16 protein-coding genes are annotated in these 16,336 nt (G+C 68.9%); all 16 read right to left on the bottom strand.

Features of this window, described 5'->3' with window-relative positions; genetic code table 11:
* Positions 1–39 precede the first annotated feature (39 nt).
* The gene (locus tag AC3DEZ_RS13515; protein WP_488388674.1) at positions 40–1,359 is read right to left on the bottom strand and encodes a flagellar hook-length control protein FliK; all 1,320 of its coding nucleotides are present in this window, start codon (positions 1,357–1,359) and stop codon (positions 40–42) included.
* Positions 1,356–1,817 carry a flagellar export protein FliJ gene (fliJ, locus tag AC3DEZ_RS13510; protein WP_447102431.1) on the bottom strand — a complete coding sequence of 154 codons (462 nt, stop codon included), beginning with the start codon at positions 1,815–1,817 and terminating at the stop codon, positions 1,356–1,358. Before fliJ ends, AC3DEZ_RS13515 begins: the two co-directional genes overlap by 4 nt.
* Positions 1,818–1,820: 3 nt before the next feature.
* Positions 1,821–3,203, bottom strand: coding sequence for a flagellar protein export ATPase FliI (gene fliI / locus AC3DEZ_RS13505; RefSeq protein ID WP_488388673.1), 1,383 nt, complete (start codon positions 3,201–3,203; stop codon positions 1,821–1,823).
* Positions 3,200–3,811, bottom strand: coding sequence for a FliH/SctL family protein (locus AC3DEZ_RS13500; RefSeq protein ID WP_488388672.1), 612 nt, complete (start codon positions 3,809–3,811; stop codon positions 3,200–3,202). The genes fliI and AC3DEZ_RS13500 overlap by 4 nt, the downstream gene beginning before the upstream one ends.
* On the bottom strand, positions 3,808–4,794 hold the full coding sequence (gene fliG / locus AC3DEZ_RS13495) for a flagellar motor switch protein FliG (RefSeq protein WP_440469439.1): 987 nt from the start codon (positions 4,792–4,794) through the stop codon (positions 3,808–3,810). The genes AC3DEZ_RS13500 and fliG overlap by 4 nt, the downstream gene beginning before the upstream one ends.
* Positions 4,795–4,810: 16 nt before the next feature.
* Positions 4,811–6,481, bottom strand: coding sequence for a flagellar basal-body MS-ring/collar protein FliF (gene fliF / locus AC3DEZ_RS13490; protein ID WP_488388671.1), 1,671 nt, complete (start codon positions 6,479–6,481; stop codon positions 4,811–4,813).
* Between the two features lie 45 nt (positions 6,482–6,526).
* Positions 6,527–6,874, bottom strand: coding sequence for a flagellar hook-basal body complex protein FliE (gene fliE / locus AC3DEZ_RS13485; protein WP_295382278.1), 348 nt, complete (start codon positions 6,872–6,874; stop codon positions 6,527–6,529).
* A gap of 73 nt (positions 6,875–6,947) precedes the next feature.
* Complete coding sequence (locus tag AC3DEZ_RS13480; RefSeq protein ID WP_488388670.1) at positions 6,948–8,417, bottom strand: sigma-54 dependent transcriptional regulator; 1,470 nt, start codon at positions 8,415–8,417, stop codon at positions 6,948–6,950.
* On the bottom strand, positions 8,410–8,790 hold the full coding sequence (locus AC3DEZ_RS13475; protein ID WP_447102424.1) for a response regulator: 381 nt from the start codon (positions 8,788–8,790) through the stop codon (positions 8,410–8,412). Before AC3DEZ_RS13475 ends, AC3DEZ_RS13480 begins: the two co-directional genes overlap by 8 nt.
* 12 nt (positions 8,791–8,802) lie before the next feature.
* Positions 8,803–10,224: an RNA polymerase factor sigma-54 gene (gene rpoN / locus AC3DEZ_RS13470; RefSeq protein ID WP_488388669.1), complete on the bottom strand. Its 1,422-nt coding sequence runs from the start codon at positions 10,222–10,224 to the stop codon at positions 8,803–8,805.
* A 281-nt stretch (positions 10,225–10,505) separates the two neighbouring features.
* Positions 10,506–11,138 carry a response regulator gene (locus AC3DEZ_RS13465; RefSeq protein WP_141452599.1) on the bottom strand — a complete coding sequence of 211 codons (633 nt, stop codon included), beginning with the start codon at positions 11,136–11,138 and terminating at the stop codon, positions 10,506–10,508.
* A gap of 210 nt (positions 11,139–11,348) precedes the next feature.
* Entirely contained in the window at positions 11,349–11,939 is a 591-nt protein-coding gene (locus AC3DEZ_RS13460) for a PilZ domain-containing protein (protein ID WP_488388668.1), read from the bottom strand.
* Positions 11,940–11,942: 3 nt separating this feature from the next.
* Positions 11,943–12,245, bottom strand: a complete 303-nt coding sequence (locus AC3DEZ_RS13455) for a hypothetical protein (protein ID WP_488388667.1) — start codon at positions 12,243–12,245, stop codon at positions 11,943–11,945.
* A gap of 1 nt (position 12,246) precedes the next feature.
* Positions 12,247–12,663, bottom strand: a complete 417-nt coding sequence (gene fliS / locus AC3DEZ_RS13450; RefSeq protein WP_488388666.1) for a flagellar export chaperone FliS — start codon at positions 12,661–12,663, stop codon at positions 12,247–12,249.
* A 49-nt stretch (positions 12,664–12,712) separates the two neighbouring features.
* On the bottom strand, positions 12,713–14,071 hold the full coding sequence (gene fliD, locus AC3DEZ_RS13445; protein WP_488388665.1) for a flagellar filament capping protein FliD: 1,359 nt from the start codon (positions 14,069–14,071) through the stop codon (positions 12,713–12,715).
* A gap of 1,018 nt (positions 14,072–15,089) precedes the next feature.
* Positions 15,090–16,295 carry a flagellin gene (locus AC3DEZ_RS13440; RefSeq protein ID WP_447102418.1) on the bottom strand — a complete coding sequence of 402 codons (1,206 nt, stop codon included), beginning with the start codon at positions 16,293–16,295 and terminating at the stop codon, positions 15,090–15,092.
* Between the last annotated feature and the right edge of the window lie 41 nt (positions 16,296–16,336).

Here is a 16,336-nt window from a genome sequence, read left to right as displayed (position 1 = left end):
ATCACGCGGCAATGGTTGAACCAAGATCCAGCCAACAGATCACGCGTAGGCGTCCACCAGCCCCCGCAACGTCCGCACCGTCGTCGTCACCGCCCCCTGTCCGGACTCCGCCGCCCCCCCGTCACTCCGTCCGCCCGCGGACGAAGACGAAGGCGTCGACGACTGCGAAGAGGACTGCTGGCGATGCCCCACATCGGCCTGCGCCAACTGGAATCCCTGCTGCCCCAGCATCTCGCGCAGGCGCGGCAGACTGTCCTGCAGCGCCTGCCGGACTTCCGGCTGCGCGCTGCTGAAATCCGCATGCACGCGATCGCCGTCCAGCCGCAGGCTGACCTCGATGGCGCCCAGATCGCCGGGACTGACCCGGATGTGGGCATGGCCGATCTTCTGCTCGGCCATCCAGGTCATCTGGGCGCCGAGGGTGTCACCGAAGCGGTCGCCGCGCAGATCCGGCGTCATCGACGCCAGCGGATTGACCGTGGCGGTGCGGGCCAGGCCGTGATCGGACACCGGCGCGGGCGCGCCGAGCAACGAGGCGGAGACGGGCGTCGGCGCGTCGGCGTCGTTGCCGGCGTCGCCGCTCAGATCCTTGAGCGCGGCCAGACCGGCGGCGAGGGCGGGCGGCAACGGTTCACTGATGTTCGCGAGCTCGGCCAGCGGGAGCGCGGCGGGCGCCGTAGCGGCCGGGAGCGCCGGTTGCGCGGCGTCGCGCGACGCGTTGCCGGCGGTGGCGACGATTTCGCCGAAAGGCGGCGGACCGGCGGGCGTCGCGTCCATCTGCGTCGCGGCATCGCCGGAGACGCCTTCCCCGAGGCGCGTGAATCCGATCGGCGCCGTGCCGCCGCCGGCCGTGCGCGGTCCGGTGGAAAGCGTCAGCGGCAACGCGGACAGGCCGTCGGCGGCGTCCACGGCTGGAATGGCGGATGACCCGGGCATGTTTTCGGGAAGCGGCGGAATCATCGGCAGGACGAGACCCGCCGGCGGCCACGCCGCGGCGTCGGCTTTCTCGCCGGGTTCCCGCTTCGATGCGTGTTCGACGGGGGATTCGTCGACGGCGGTGTCGCTGGCGGCGACATCGCCGCGCCTGGAGGCGTCGGTGCGCGTATCGCGGGAGCGCGTGGCGGAAGTGTCGGTCGAGGCGGGTTTCGCGCGTTCCCGCGCGGGCGCGGCATCACGGTCACGCGTTTCGGTACCGGTGGTGCGTTCGGAACGCGGCGGCGATGATGCGCGCCGCAGCAGGCGATCGAAGGCGGGCGCCGGGTCTTCCGCGCCGGCGGGGCGGGCACCGTTCGCCGCCGAAGCACCGGCGGGCGGATTGCCCGCGATGCCGGACAGCCATCCGGAAGCGTCCGCCTTCACTTGCTCTCCTCGGTTTCCTCGGCGGCGGCCGTCGCCGCCAGGCGGGCGCGGCGCGCGCCCAGGTCATCCATCTCGCGCTGGTTGCGGCGCTCGACCACCTGGTGTTCCTGCACCCGGTAGCTGGCGGCCAGCTGCTCCAGCACCTGCTTGTCGCGGCTGGCCAGCAGCAGGCGGTCGCGCTCGATGTCCACGCTGGCGCGGCTGCGGTCCACGGTCTGCGCCTGCTGCTGCACCGCATTGTCCAGGCGATCCAGGAAGGCCCGCCGGTTGGCCAGCTGCGCGGGGCTGGTCGCGGCCATCTGGCTGCCGGCGTATTCGTCGGCGTAGCGACGCAGTTCCTCCAGCCGCGATTCGTGCATCGCCAGGGTGCGCTGGCGCTCGGCCAGATCGCGGGCGACCGCGTCTTCCTTCTCCTGGGCGCGGCGCAGCAGCGGATCGATTCGACGGGATTGCATCATGGCTTAGGGTTCCTTGCGGGCTTGCGCATTGCGTTCGACCAGTTGCTCCAGCGCGTCGCGGCTGTCCCGCAGATCCGCCGAGCGGGCCACGTCCTGGCCGAGGAACTCGACGATCTCCGGCCACCGTTCCAGGGCCTCGTCGACGGTCGGATCGCTGCCGCGCTGGTAGGCGCCGATGGCGATCAGATCGCGGTTGCTGGTGTAGGCCGACAGCAGTCGCTTGAGTTTGCGGATGCGATCGCGCCAGGTCTCGTCGGCGATCTCGGTGACCACGCGGCTGACCGAGGATTCCACATCGATGGCCGGGTACAGGCCGCTGTCGGCGACCCGGCGCGAGAGCAGGATGTGGCCGTCGAGGATCGCGCGGGCGGCGTCGGCGATCGGATCCTGCGGATCGTCGCCTTCGGTCAGCACCGTGTAGAAGGCGGTGATGGAACCGCGCCCGGCCGAACCGTTGCCGGCGCGTTCGACCAGCGCCGGCAGGCGCGCGAACACCGAGGGCGGGTAACCGCGGGTCGTCGGCGGCTCGCCCACCGACAGACCGATTTCGCGCTGGGCCTGGGCGAAGCGGGTCAGCGAATCCATCAGCAGCAGCACGTTCAGTCCCTGATCGCGGAACCACTCGGCGATCGCGGTGGCGCGATAGGCGCCCTGCAGGCGCGCCAGAGGCGGCCGGTCGGCCGGACTGGCGACCACCACCGCGCGCGCCAGGCCCACCGGGCCGAGCGTGCTCTCGACGAAGTCGCGCACTTCGCGGCCGCGTTCGCCGATCAGGCCGACCACGATCACGTCGGCGGCGGTGTAGCGGGTCATCATGCCCAGCAGGGTCGACTTGCCGACGCCCGAGCCGGCGAACAGGCCGACGCGCTGGCCGCGGCCGATCGGCAGCAGCGCGTTGATCGCGCGCACGCCCACGTCCAGCGGTTGGGTGATGGGCTCGCGGGAGAGCGGATTGATCGCCACGCCCGACAGGCTCACGGTGGATTCGGCGCGGATCGGGCCGCGTCCGTCCAGCGGCACGCCGTCCGAATCGATGACCCGGCCGAGCAGGCCTTCGCCGACTTCCACGCCGCCACGGCGGCGCAACGGCACCACCCGCGCATTCGGCAGCAGGCCGTGCAGTTCGGCGCTGGGCATCAGGTAGGTGCGTTCGCCGGCGAAGCCGACCACCTCCGCATCGACCCAGCCGCCGTCGACCACTTCGACCTTGCAGGTGGCGCCCAGCGGCGCCTCGCAGCCGATGGCTTCCAGGGTCAGGCCGACCGCGCGGCGCAGGATGCCTTCGCGGATCAGGCCGTGGCTGCCCAGGTTGGGGCGGATCTGCGACAGTCGCGCGGCCAGCCGCAGGTCGCGCGCATTCAGCCATTCCAGCGGTTGCGCGCTCATCCGAGGGCGCCTCCGCGTTGCAGCACGTTTTCCAGCGCGCCGCGCAGGCGCGCTTCCAGGGTGCCGTCGATGCGCACGCTCTCGGCATGCACGCGCAGGTCGCCGCGGCTGAGCGAGGTGTCGGCGGTCAGGCGGGTGGACGGCATCATCGACAGCACCGGCGTCAGCGCGGCGATGTCGTCCGGATGCAGGCGCAGTTCCACCTCGCGGCTGGCGCCGCCGACCGCGTCGAGCGCGGCGCTGGCCAGTTCAGACAGCAGCATCGGGTCGGCCTGGTAAGCGCGGCCGACCAGGCTGCCGGCGATGCGCACCGCCAGTTCCGACAGCGCGCCCATCACTTCGTTCTCCAGCCGGTCCAGCGGGCGCGAGAAGTTGTCCAGGATGCCCTCGATCTGCGCGGTCAACCGGCGCACGTCGGTCTGGCCCTGGGCGAAACCCTCGGCGTGCCCTTCGGCGCGGCCGCGTTCCAGTCCCTCGCGGTAGGCGGCTTCCTCGATGGCCTGGATTTCCTCCAGGCTCGGCGGACGCAGCACCGGCACATCGGTCGCGGGTTCGCGGCGGGCCACGAAGTCCAGCGGCGGGGCCATCCAGCGCACGGGATCGCTCATACCATCTCCTCACTGCTGGCGTTGAGCGAAATGACGCCCTGGTCGGCGAGGCGGCGGACGATGGCGAGGATTTCCTTCTGTGCGCCTTCCACGTCGGACAGCCGCACCGGGCCGCGCGCTTCCATGTCCTCCATCAGGATCTGGGCCGCGCGCTGGGACATGTTGCGGGTGATCTTCTCGCGCACCTTGGCGTCGGCGCCGCGCAGGGCCAGGCCCAGGCGGTCGTTGGGCACTTCGCGCAGCATGGCCTGCAGCTCGCGGTCGTCCAGGTCGATCAGATTGTCGAACACGAACATCAGGTCCTGGATGCGCGCGCCCAGTTCGGAATCGATCTGGTTGATCGCGCCCAGGATGGTCTGGTCCTGGCCGCTGTCCATGAAGTTGAGGATGTTGGCCGCCACCTTGATGCCGCCGATGGTGGAGGACTTGAGGTTCTGGTTGCCGGAGAACTGGCGCTCCATGATCTCGTTGAGTTCGTTGAGCGCGTTGGGCGGGATGCCGTCCAGGGTGGCGATGCGCAGCAGCACGTCCGAGCGCGCGCGCTCGGGCAGCATCTTCAGGGTTTCGGCCGCCTGGTCGCCGTCAAGGTGCGAGAGCACGATGGCGATGATCTGCGGATGTTCGTTGCGGACCAGATCGGCGATGGCGCGCGGATCCATCCACTTCAGGGTATCCAGACCGGTGGTGTTGCGGCCCAGCAGGATGCGGTCGATCAGGCTGCCAGCCTTGTCCTCGCCCAGCGCCTGCACCAGCACCTTGCGCACGTAGTCGTCGGCGCCCATGCCCAGCGAGGTCTGCTTTTCCAGCGAGTGGTTGAAGGTGTCCATCACCTGCAGCACCTGCTCGCGGCTGATGCCGCTGATGGTGGCCATGGCGATGCCCAGCTTCTGCACTTCCTTGGCGTTCATGTGCTTGAGCACTTCGGCGGCGTCCTGCTCGCCGAGCGAGAGCAGCAGGACGGCGGCGCGCTGCACGCCGGTCAGGTCGGAGACGTTCGGATTAGTCATCGCTGGCCACCCAGTCCTTGACCACCTGCGCGACCTGCTTGGAGTCGTTCTTCACCGCCTCGCGGGCGTGGCGCAGGCGATCCTCGTAGGCGTCCGAGGCCAGCGCGCGCGGCACGCTGATCTCGGCGTGATCCTGGCGCAGCGCGGCGACGATGCGGGCATCCTCGTCGCCGTCGTCGACCAGGCTCACGTCGACCGCGTCGGGCGCGGCCCGCTTCGCGCGGGGGTGGATGATCTGGCGCATCGCCGGACGCAGCACGCCGAACAGCAGCGCCAGCACCACGATTGCGCCCAGGCCATAGCGTGCGATGTCGCGCACCATCGGGTTCTGCAGCCACGGGCTGTCCCAGAACGGCACGTCCTCGACCGGCACCGGCTCGCGCACGAAGGGCGCGTTCATCACCGACACCGAGTCGCCACGGGTGGTGTCGAAACCCACCGCTTCCTTCACCAGTGATTCGACCCGGGCGAGGGTGGCCGCGTCCAGCGGCACCATCGTGGTCTTGCCGTTGGCGCCGGCGCGCGGCACGTGATCGACCAGCACCGCGGCGGTGACCCGGCGGACCCGGCCGGCGGGCTGGCGGGTGTGCTGCAGGGTGCGGTCCATCTCGAAATTGCGGGTGGCGCTGCTGGCCGTTTCCACCGGCGCGGCGGGATTCGGCGCGGCGGCCGCGTTCGGCCCGGGCGGGGTATTGCTGGTCGCGCCGGGCACGCCTTCCGGACCGGGCTGGGCGACGGTGTTCTGGCTGACCTGCTCGCTGCGCACCTTGGCCGGATCGTTGGCGAAGGTCTCGCGCGCTTCCTCGACCACCGAGAAGTCCATGTCCACCGCGACTTCGGCGTTGACCCGGCCGGGGCCGGTCAGCGGTTCCAGCAATTCCTTGATGCGCTGGTTGAGCGAGGTCTCCAGCTTGCGCACGCGCTCGAACTGGGCGGCGTTGAGCGCGGCCTCGCTGTTGGGATCGCTGATGGTCAGCATGCGGCCGCTCTGGTCGACCACGGTCACCCGCTCCGGCGCCAGATCCGGAATGCTGGAGGACACCAGGTGCACGATGGCGTCGACCTGATTGCGTTCCAGCATCGCGCCCGAGCGCAGGTCCAGCACCACCGAGGCGCTGGCGACCTCGCGCTGGCGGGTGAACGCGGAGGGCTTGGGAATGGCCAGGTGCACGCGCGCGTCGCGGACCGGGCGCAGGGTGGTGATGGTGCGCACCAGCTCGGTCTCCAGCGCGTGCTGGTAGCGCGCGTTCTCGACGAACTGGCTGACGCCGAAACCGGGATCGCGTTCCATCAGCTCGAAACCCAGGCGACCGTTCTCGGCCAGGCCGGAGCCCGCCAGCTTCAGGCGGGCGTCGTGCAGGTTTTCCGCCGGCACCGAAATGCCGCCGCTGGCCTGATCGAGCTGGAACGGAATCTGCGCGGCGCGCAGCAGGTCGGTGGCTTCGGCGGTGGCCTTGGCGTCCAGGCCGGTGTAGAGCGGGGTGAAGTCGGGCTTCTGCGACCAAAAGAACACCATCAGGCCGACCGCGACCGCGCCGGCGATCATCAGCAGCGTGCCGAACTGGCGGAACACCGGGAAGTCCTGGATTTTCGACAGCGCCGCGCCCGCCTTCTCGGCGTTCAGCGATTCCTTCAGCGATTCCTTGGACAGGGTCAGGGCCATGGGCGTGCGGTTCCGGTGCGTTCGGGCTCAGGCGAGGCGAGTGGGTTACAGCGGCATGTTCATCACGTCCTGGTAGGCCTGGACGAGACGGTTGCGGACTTCGACGGTGGCGCGGAACGCGACCTGCGACTGCTGGGCGGCGACCATCACCCGCGCCAGATCCGCACGCGGGTCGCCGAGTTCGAACGCCTGCGACAGCGCGCCCGCGGTCTTCTGCGCATCGTTCACGCCCTGCAGGGCGTTCTGCAGGGTTTCGCCGAAGCTGGGTGCCTTGACCGCCGGCTGGCCGAACTGGACCGCGTTCGGGTTCTGCACCGGCTCCAGCGTGCGCGTGCCCAGCTGGTGCTGGTAACTGCGGATCTGGGAGAGGATGGAAGCGACGGAATCGGACATGGGCGCGGGCGTTCGACGGAGTGTCTGGGGTTATCGGTGCAAGATGCGTGCCGCAACCGCCGCGCCTGGCCTGTCAGTTTTCCGTCGCCAGCGCGTCCTCGCGTTCCACCCCGTACTTGCGCAGCTTTTCCACCAGGGTGGTGCGGCGCAGGCCGAGCAGCTGGGCGGCGTGGGCGACCACGCCGCCGGCGCGATCCAGGGCGTCGCGGATCAGGTTCAGTTCGATCCGGGCGATGTGCTCGCGCAGGTCGATGCCGTCTTCCGGCAGGCGGTCGGCCGAAGCCTGCGCCAACGTGGCGGGAGCATCAGCGGCCGTCGCGAGGGAGGGCGCGCTCGACGCGGCCGCGGCCTGCGCCTCGCTCGCGGGCATCGCCGGGATGGCGCCGTCTTCCGGCTGGTAGCGGCGCGGCAGATCCTGGACCCGGACCAGGCCGCCGGGATGCAGCACCGCCATGCGCTCGACCAGGTTGGTCAGCTCGCGCACGTTGCCCGGCCAGGGGTAGGCGCGCAGCGCCTGCAGGGTCTCGTCGGCGAAGCGCACCTCGCCGCGGCCGGTGCGCGCCAGCTGCATCGCCAGGGTGGTGACCAGGGCCGGCAAATCGTCCAGGCGCTCGCGCAGGGCGGGCATCTCGATCGGGAACACATTGAGGCGGTAGAACAGATCCTCGCGGAAGTGGCCCTCGGCGATGCGATCTTCCAGGTTGCGGTGGGTCGCGGCGATCACCCGCACGTTGCAGCGGATGGTCTGGTTGCCGCCGACGCGTTCGAAGCTGCGTTCCTGCAGCACCCGCAGCAGCTTGACCTGCATCGGCAGGCTCATGTCGCCGATTTCGTCCAGCAGCAGAGTGCCGCCCTCGGCCATTTCGAAGCGGCCCTTGCGCGCGCTCAGCGCACCGGTGAAGGCGCCTTTCTCGTGGCCGAACAGTTCGCTTTCCAGCAGATCCGGCGGAATCGCGCCGCAGTTGATGGCCACGAACGGACCATCGCGGCGCGGGGAGTATTCGTGGACCGCGCGCGCCACCACTTCCTTGCCGGTGCCGGATTCGCCCAGCACCAGCACGGTGGTGTCGAAGGCCGCGACCTGATCGATCAGCCGGCGCAGGCGCACCACCGCCTGGCTGTTGCCGGTCGGGCCGTTGCCCTGCGCGGTCTGGGCCTGGTGCTCGGTGTCCAGGCGCTTGAGGCTGGCGCGGCGCAGGCAGCTTTCCAGCTGGTTGTGGCGGATCGGCGTGTCCAGCGGCCAGACCCCGGCTTCATGCAGGCCGTGGGCGTTGGCGAAGGTGGCCGGTTCGCCGTCCAGCAGCAGCACCGGCGGCGGCAGCGGCACGTTGCCCAGCCAGGCGAAGAACGCCCGGGTCGCCGCGCTCTCCTCGATCCGGCCGACGATCACGGCCATGAAGTCGTGCGGGCGGTGCCGGTTGATGTCGACATCGCCGGTCTCGGCGGCCCAGCGCGGGGTCAGATCCATGAACTCCAGCAGATCGGTCACCCGCACCGCGCGGGCGGCGTCGGCGTCGAGGACGAGGATTCGGGATTCACTCATGGCGGTTGTCTCTGAACTTTTCCAGGATGGGCAGCACTTCCTGGATGTAGGAAAGCTTGCTGACGAATTCATCGGCGCCGGCGCGGGCGGCGTGCTCGCGGTGCTCGGCGTCGTCGAAATGGCTGGCGATGACCACGAACGGGGCCTGGTCCTGGGTCTTGATCAGGCGGGTGGCCTGCAGGCCGCCCATCTCGGGCATGGCCAGGTCCATCAGCACCACGTCCGGGCGCAGCGTCTCGGAGCGCTCGATGGCCTCCAGGCCGTTGCCGGCCCGGCCGACGACTTCCAGCCAATCCAGCTTGCGCAGGTGGCGGATGGCCGCGTTGATGAAGCCTTCGTGGTCGTCGACCAGCAGTACGGTGATCTTGTTCATGCGCGTGCTTCCTTATCCGGCCCTGGCCAAGGTCGACACGTTACCGCGCCGACGGTCGCGCGCGGAGGCGATGTCCAGCTGTTCGCGGTACTTGGCCACGGTGCGGCGGGCGATGTGGATGCCCTGGCGGGCCAGCAGGCCGGCGATGGCCTCGTCGGCCAGCGGCTTGTGCGCCGGCTCGTTCTCGATCAGCCGACGCACCATCGCGCGCACGGCCGGACCGGACACGCTGGCGCCTTCCAGCCGCACCGCGAAGAAATGCTTCAGCTCGAAAGTCCCGCGCGGGGTCTGCATGTACTTGCCGGTGGTGATGCGCGAGATGGTGGATTCGTGCATGCCGATTTCGTCGGCGATTTCCTTCAGGGTCAGTGGCGCCATCGCCTCGTCGCCCTGGGTAAGGAAGCCGGCCTGGCGTTCGACGATGGCGCGGGCGGTGCGCAGCAGGGTCTCGTAGCGCATCGACAGGCCGCGGGTCAGCCAGCGGGCTTCCTGCAGCAGTTCACGCAGGCGGCGGGCGCCCTCGTTCTGTTCGGCCTTCGGGTCCAGCTGATCCAGCGCGCGTTCGTGCAGCGGCGACACCGACAGGCGCGGGGTGGTGGCCGGGTTCAGCGCGACTCGCCAGGCGCAGTCGGCGTGCCAGGCCACCACGTCCGGCACGATGTGGCTGGCCGGCACCGGCAGCAGGACCTCGGCCGGACGCGGCTGCAGCGACAGGATCACGCGGATGCCTTCGCGGATCTGTTCCGGATCCAGGTGCAGGCGCGCGGCCAGCGCGTTTTCGTCGTGCGCGGCCAGCAGATCCAGCGCTTCGTCGAGGATGCGGGCGGCGATGTGGCGGGCCGGCACGCGACCGGGCAGGGTGGCCAGTTGCACGCGCAGGCATTCGCGCAGATCCCGCGCGGCCAGACCGGCGCATTCGCCGTGCAGGATGCGCTGGCGGATGGTTTCGGCGTCGGCGGCGTCCACCGCGAAGCGTTCGGCGGCCTGCGCGGCTAGCGCCTGCGCGTCGGCGGTCAGGTAGCCGGCTTCATCGGTGTGTTCCAGCCAGAAGGCGGCCACTTCCAGCGTGGCCGGATCCAGTTCCAGCGCCAGCGCCTGCAGGGCGCGCAGTTGCGGATCGGTGCTGCCGGCGTCTTCCAGGCGTTGCAGGCGGTCTTCGTCACCGTCCTGCCAGCTGCCGCCATGCACGTCCCACATCGAGGCTTCGGGCAGTTCGTCGAAGGCGGCGGTTTCCAGGCGGGCGCCGTCCGCGTCGGTGCGGTCTTCGGCGGTGGTGGATTCCTCTTCCAGTTCCAGCAGCGGGTTGGCGTCCAGCGCGCGGCGGACTTCCATTTCCAGTTGCAGGCCATCCAGTTGCAGCAGCCGGATCGATTGCAGCAACTGCGGCGTCAGGTGCAGTTGTTGACCAAGCTGCGTGGTGAGTCCCGTCTTCATCCCTAAATCCCCATTTGCCCCGTTGCCCCGATGCGACGTTCACGTGGATTTCACGTCGTGGGGAAACTTTGCGCCGCGCGTGGCGGAAAAAGAATCAGGGCGTTTCTGGTTGTGGTCGGGGCATGCCCGAGCGCGCTGTCGGGGTTTCCCCGACATCGCCGGACTTTGGACGCTGGAAGGTGTCAGGTGGGTGGCGGGGGAGGCGTTGCGGGCGGATCCGGGGAAGGGCGGTGACGGTACGCCGCCGCGGGGACGGCGGGCGTCCCCCTGTCCTGCAAGGCTCAGGCCAAATCGTTCTGGTGGCGCGCGGCCAGCAACAGCAAGTCGTTGGCGCGCCGGCAGCCCAGCGACTCCATCATGCGCGCGCGATGGGTTTCCACCGTCTTGACGCTGATGCCCAGGTGGGCGGCGATTTCCTTGCTGCTCATGCCGCCGCCGAGCTTGCGCAGGATCTGGCGCTGGCGCGGCGAAAGCGCATCGATGCCGGTAGGCCGGGCCTGGCCCAGCATCGGCGCCAGCATCTTCGACGACACCTGCGGACTCAGGAACACCTGGCCGGCGGCGGCGGCGCGCAGGGCCAGTTCCAGTTCCATCGGCGCGGCTTCCTTGACCACGAAGCCCGCGCAACCGCGATCCAGCGCGCTGCGCACCTGGCCGGGATCGTTGTGCATCGACATGATCACGACCTTGGTCTGCGGCAGCGATTCCTTCAGCGGCTTGAGCAGATCCAGGCCACTGCGGTCGGGCAGGGACAGGTCCAGCAGGATCACGTCGGGCCGGTGGATCGCCGCCATGTCCAGCGCCTGCTGCGCGTCCGAGGCCTCGGCCACCACGTCCACATCCGCGATCGACTGGAGCAGGCGGCCGATGCCGGCGCGCACCAGGGTATGGTCATCAACGATCAGGACACGCACGGGACGGGGAGGGCTCGTTCGGAGGAGTCGCGCCACGATAGCGGCACGCCGGGATCCCGCCAATGTTACTTAAGTGTCGAAGCCGTCAAAGCTTGAAGTTCGTCACACAAGCTTGTCCCAAGGTGACGGATTTCCGTCAGCGTCCTCGTCCCGCGTCGTGGCGGCCCGTCCGACTTCCGGGCCAGTGGACGAGAGCGACGGTGATGAGGTTCAGTCGGCCTGACGCGCCATCAGCCGCGCCTCGGCGATCTGGCGGCGGTGCAGCCGGAACAGATGCCGTTCCAGCGCATCGGCCAGGCCGGCGCCGAGCGGCGCGAAGCGCAGCCACAGGTGATGCTGGCCATCGGCGGTGGCGGACATCGCCAGGACCCGGGCCGGCAGTTCGATGTGATCGCTTAGCCAGCTGGCCGGTTCGAGCAACGCCACGCCGGCATCACCCTGCGAAACGCCGAACGATTGCGCGGCGTCCAGGCGCAGGCCCAGGTGCGACCAGCGCAGGCCGCGCAGGGGCAGGGCGCCGTCGCGCTGGCGGGCCAGTTTGCCGACCAGGTTCATCAGCAGATCGACCTTGGCTTCCAGGCGCTGGAACGACACCGGCGGTTCGCCCTTGCGATCATCGACGTCATCGCCGCGCGCGTCTTCGGCCACGGCCAGTGCATGCAGCAGGGATTCGGCGGCGGCCGGCGGTTGCTGCGGCTCGACGGGGTTGAAACCGGCGGGCAGCCAGGCTTCGCAGGTGAGCGCGTCGCCGAACAGTTCGGTTTCCGCCGGATGGTTCAATACGGGCACGCGCGTGGGCATGGCTCAACCTCCCGGTGTCGACAGATAGGCGCGCGCGGCGCGCTCGGCCTGCTGCGATTCGCGCAGCTTGCGGGCGGCGGCATCGCGCGCGTCGCGCAGGCGATCCTGCAGCTGAAGTTGCGCGTACAGCAGGTTGGAGAGGGTGTCGGCGCCGGCGTCGCGGCTGCCATGGCCCTGCATGAAGCCGCGGACGTCCTGGTCGTGCTGCTCCAGCAGGCCCTGCACGGTGTCCAGATCGCCGTTCTGCAGGCTGTCGTGCATGGCCTGCAACTGCGCGAACAACGTGTCCACCGACACCGTCGGCATGTCAGGCCCCCTGGACCGCGGCCGGGCGCTGTCGCTGTTCGGCGGGGATGGCGTTCCAGGCCGACTCGATTTCACCCAGCAGCTCCAGCGACTCGCGCAGCGCGTCGGTGTCGTTGTGCAGGTTGGCCTCGATCAGGCGGCCCTGCAGATAGTCGTACAGGGCCGACAGGCTGCCGGCGATTTCGCCGCCCGCTTCGTGATCCAGCGAACCGTTGAGGTGGCCGATGATCGCGCAGACCTCGCCGATCGCCTTGCCCTTGCGGGCCAGATCGCCGTGCTCCATGCAGGCTTCCGCCAGCCGGATGCGATCGCAGGCGCCGGCCAGCAGCAACGCCACCAGGCGGTGCGGATCGGCTTCCATCACGGCGCTGCTGAGGCCCGTGTTGCGGTACTGCGCGGCGTAAGAATGGGCTGACATTCCTTCTATCTCCTGGTCTTCCGCGGAAAATCCCTCCGCGGATGTGGCCTCACTGCGAGGCCAGGGAAGCAAGTTGCTGCGAAAGGTAAGAACTGGTGCTGTTCATGCGCGACATCATGTTGTCCAGCGCCACGAACTGCGCCTTGTAGCGGTTGCCGACCGATTCCATGCGGGCGTCCAGCGCCTTGCGCTGGTTGCCGATGTCCTTGATCTGGGCGGTCAGGCCATCGGTGCGGCGGGTGAGCGAGCCTTCCTTGCCGATGTAGGTGGCGACGGTCGCCTGCAGCTTGCCGGCGAACCCGTTGTCGCCGGTGAACGCCGCGCGCACCTTTTCCGGATTCGACGTCATCAGCGCGTCGAACTTGGCGGTGTCCAGGGTCAGGCTGCCGTCCGAGGCCGGGTAGCCCTTGGTCTGCAGCCCCAGCGTCTTGGCATCCAGGCCCTGCTGGGCGAGATTGCCGAGCAGATCGCCCAGCACGCCGCGCATCTGTCCGGCGATGCCGCGCATCTGCGCGTCGCCGGTCAGCGCCGACGGGGTGTCGGTGCCGGCGTCGTACTTGGTCGAACTGTTGATGGCGGTGATCGTCGCGTTGTACGCGGTCACGAAGTCCTGCACCAGCTTGCGGCTGGCCGCCACGTCGCTGGAGATGGTGACGGTACTGGTGCCCTTGGTCTTCAGATCCAGGGTCAGGCCGGGCACGGCGTCGGTGATCTTGTTGCTGCTGGCGGTCACGGTCAGGCCGTCGATGGAAACCCGCGCATCCGCGGCGACAACCCGTTCGACCATGCTGCTGGCGAGGTTCTGCAGATCCGCGCCGCCTTCGCTGAAGGCCAGCGAGATGCCGTTGGCGGCACCGGGCTTGTCCGAGGCCACCGACAGGAACAGACCGTCGTTGGAGGTGATCACGCTGGCCTGCACGCCCTTGCTGCGCGCGGCGTCGTTGATCGCGCTGCGCACGTCGACGAGCCGGGAACCCTCGGCGATGGTGATGTCGAGCGTCTCGCCGCCGACCGTCAGCGTCAGTTTGCCGGCGCCGAAGGTCTGTTCGGCCGAGACGGGCTGGTTGGCGGTCCATTTGTTGGCGGTCGCCAGGTCCAGCACTTCGATCCGGTATTCGCCGCTGGGCGTGCCCTTGCCGGCGGTCGCGCCCAGCACGGTATCGGTGCCGACCTTGCTGGTCCGGCTGTCGAAGGCGTCGGCGGCCTTGAGCGCCTTCAGCGCGGTTTCCAGGGTGCTGAAGGCGGAGCTGACCGTACCCAGCGCGGAGATCTTGAACTTGGCGCTCGACTCGATGCGGTTGAGACGGGCGTCGGCGGGCTTGCGGTCCGCGGCCACCAGTTTCTCCACCATGCCGGTGATGTCCAGGCCGGAGCCGACGCCACCATAACCGAGCGAGTAGTCTGCCATCGAGGGTCTCCTGTCGTGCCCGTTCCGGAACGGGCGTCGGGGCGACCCTGGCATCCCTGATGGATGGCGGTGTCGCCCGTGTAGTGGTAGCGGCCTCCGGAGGCCGATCTTTAGCCCGCATTTCTCCGTCTCCCGCCGCCGGGGCTTGGGCCCTGGTCGGCGAGAAATGCGGGACGATCGGTGTAGTGCAGGATTTGTGCCACTGGGGCCGTGGTGTGGACTGCTCCGTCTTCGCCACATGCCGGAATCGGTCTCCCGCGGAGGCGGGCTGGTCTGATTCTGGGCGCTGGCGCGGGATTGCTATCGGTGGTCACCGATGGTGCGCCTTCCGCGGGAGTCACTTTTCTTTGCTTGTGCAAAGAAAAGTAACCAAAAGAAAGCACACCCCTGGGCGGCGTGCCCTGCGCGCTGTGCGCTCCGGGTCCGCAATCGGTCCGGGAATTTTCGGAAGGGGCCTCCTGCCCCTGCCGAAAACGGCGCACGTCCTGTGCGCCGCCCTGCGGGTTTTACCCGGCCCGCTTGCCACGCCTGAACGGGGTCCCGAAGAGCAAACGCAAAGGCACGAACAACAGCAAGAGCTCTGCGTTGAGCAGACTGGCGTTGTAGCTTTTGCCTTGCTTTTGAGGCCCCCTTCCGCAGCGGTGGCGGCGGTGGGCAAACCCGAAGGGCGCCGCACAAGGATGTGCGGCGTTTTGGGTCGGCACAGGATGTGCCGTCCCAAAATTCCCGCCGGCGACACGGACCCCGGCCGCGCAGCGGCTGGGGCGCGAGGACCGGGGTGTGCTTTCTTGGATTCTTTCTTTGCACAAGCAAAGAAAGAATGCCCCGCGGCGAGCGCACCATCGGTGACCACCGACAGCAACCCGCGCCAGCGCCCACAAACCAATCCCCAATCCCGAATCCCCAAAAAAAGAAACCCCTCCCGTTTCCGGAAGGGGTTTGAGTACTGCCAAGACGGAGGGAGACGAATCCGTCCGTATGCGACAGGAAGCTGAAACAGTGGAACGGACGAAACCGATCAGCGCAGCAGGCTGAGGACGTTCTGCGGCACCTGGTTGGCCTGGGCCAGCATGGCCGTGCCGGCCTGCTGCAGGATCTGGGTGCGGGTCAGTTCGGCGGTTTCCTTGGCGAAGTCCGTGTCGCGGATGCGGCTGCGCGAAGCGGCCAGGTTTTCCGAGCTGGTCTGCAGGTTGGCGACCACCGAGGTGAAGCGGTTCTGGATGGCACCCAGGTCGGCGCGCGCGCTGTTGACCGAGGTCAGCGCCTTGTCGACGATTTCCAGCGCCTGCTGCGCACCCTTGAAGCCCGAGATGTCCAGGGCCGACACGAAGGTGTTGGTGGCGGCGGTGGTCGCGGCGGTCTTGGCCGTGTAGGTCTGGCCCGAGTCGGCCGCGTTCACGCCCGTCCAGGTGCCGACCGTGGCGGTGATCGCCTTGAACGAACCGTCGGTGTTGGTGCTGTCCTTGACCGAGGTCAGGGTGACGCCGGTGGTGCCGTTGACTTCGGCATAGACGCCGGTCTCGCCCATCTTGGCGTTGATCGCGGTGACCAGCGCGCTGCGCGCGGAGGCGGCGGTTTCCGCACCGCTGGCGCCCTGGGCCACGTTGACCTCGTCGATGCTCACACCGTTGACCTTCAGGCCGGTGATCTTGACCGCGGCATTGGCGGTCAGGTCAGCCAGGGTCAGGGCGTTGGCGTCGAACTTGGCGCCGCCCAGCGCATCGGCCTTGGCGTTGACGACCTTGTCGATGGCGATGGCCTGGCCGGCGTTGGCGCCGACCTGGAACAGCTGGCTGGAGAACGAACCGTCCAGCAGCTTGGTGCCGTTGAAGTCGGCCTGCTTGGCGACGCGGTCGATTTCCGCGCTCAGCTGCTTGACTTCCGCGTTCAGCGCCGCGCGGTCGGAACCGGAGTTCGACGCGTTGGCCGACTGCACGGCCAGTTCGCGGATGCGCTGCAGGTTGTTGCCGATTTCCGTCAGCGAACCTTCCGCGACCTGGGCCAGCGAGATGCCGTCGTTGGCATTGCGCACGGCCACGTCCAGGCCCCGGATCTGGGTGCTGAAGCGTTCCGAGATGGCCAGGCCGGCGGCGTCGTCGCGCGCGCTGTTGATGCGCAGACCGGAGGACAGGCGCTGGATGGTGGTGGCCAGGGAGGACCCGCTGGTGCCCAGGTTGCGCTGGGCGTTCAACGAGATCGTATTGGTGTTGATGACTTGTGCCATGAGAGGTTTCCTTTGGCGTTGATGCGAAGGGCGAAAGTGGT

It is taken from the genome of Pseudoxanthomonas sp. 134C1, from assembly GCF_057773065.1.
Note: the sequence above shows the minus strand (reverse complement) of the source record. Positions and strands in the feature narration are given on the sequence as shown.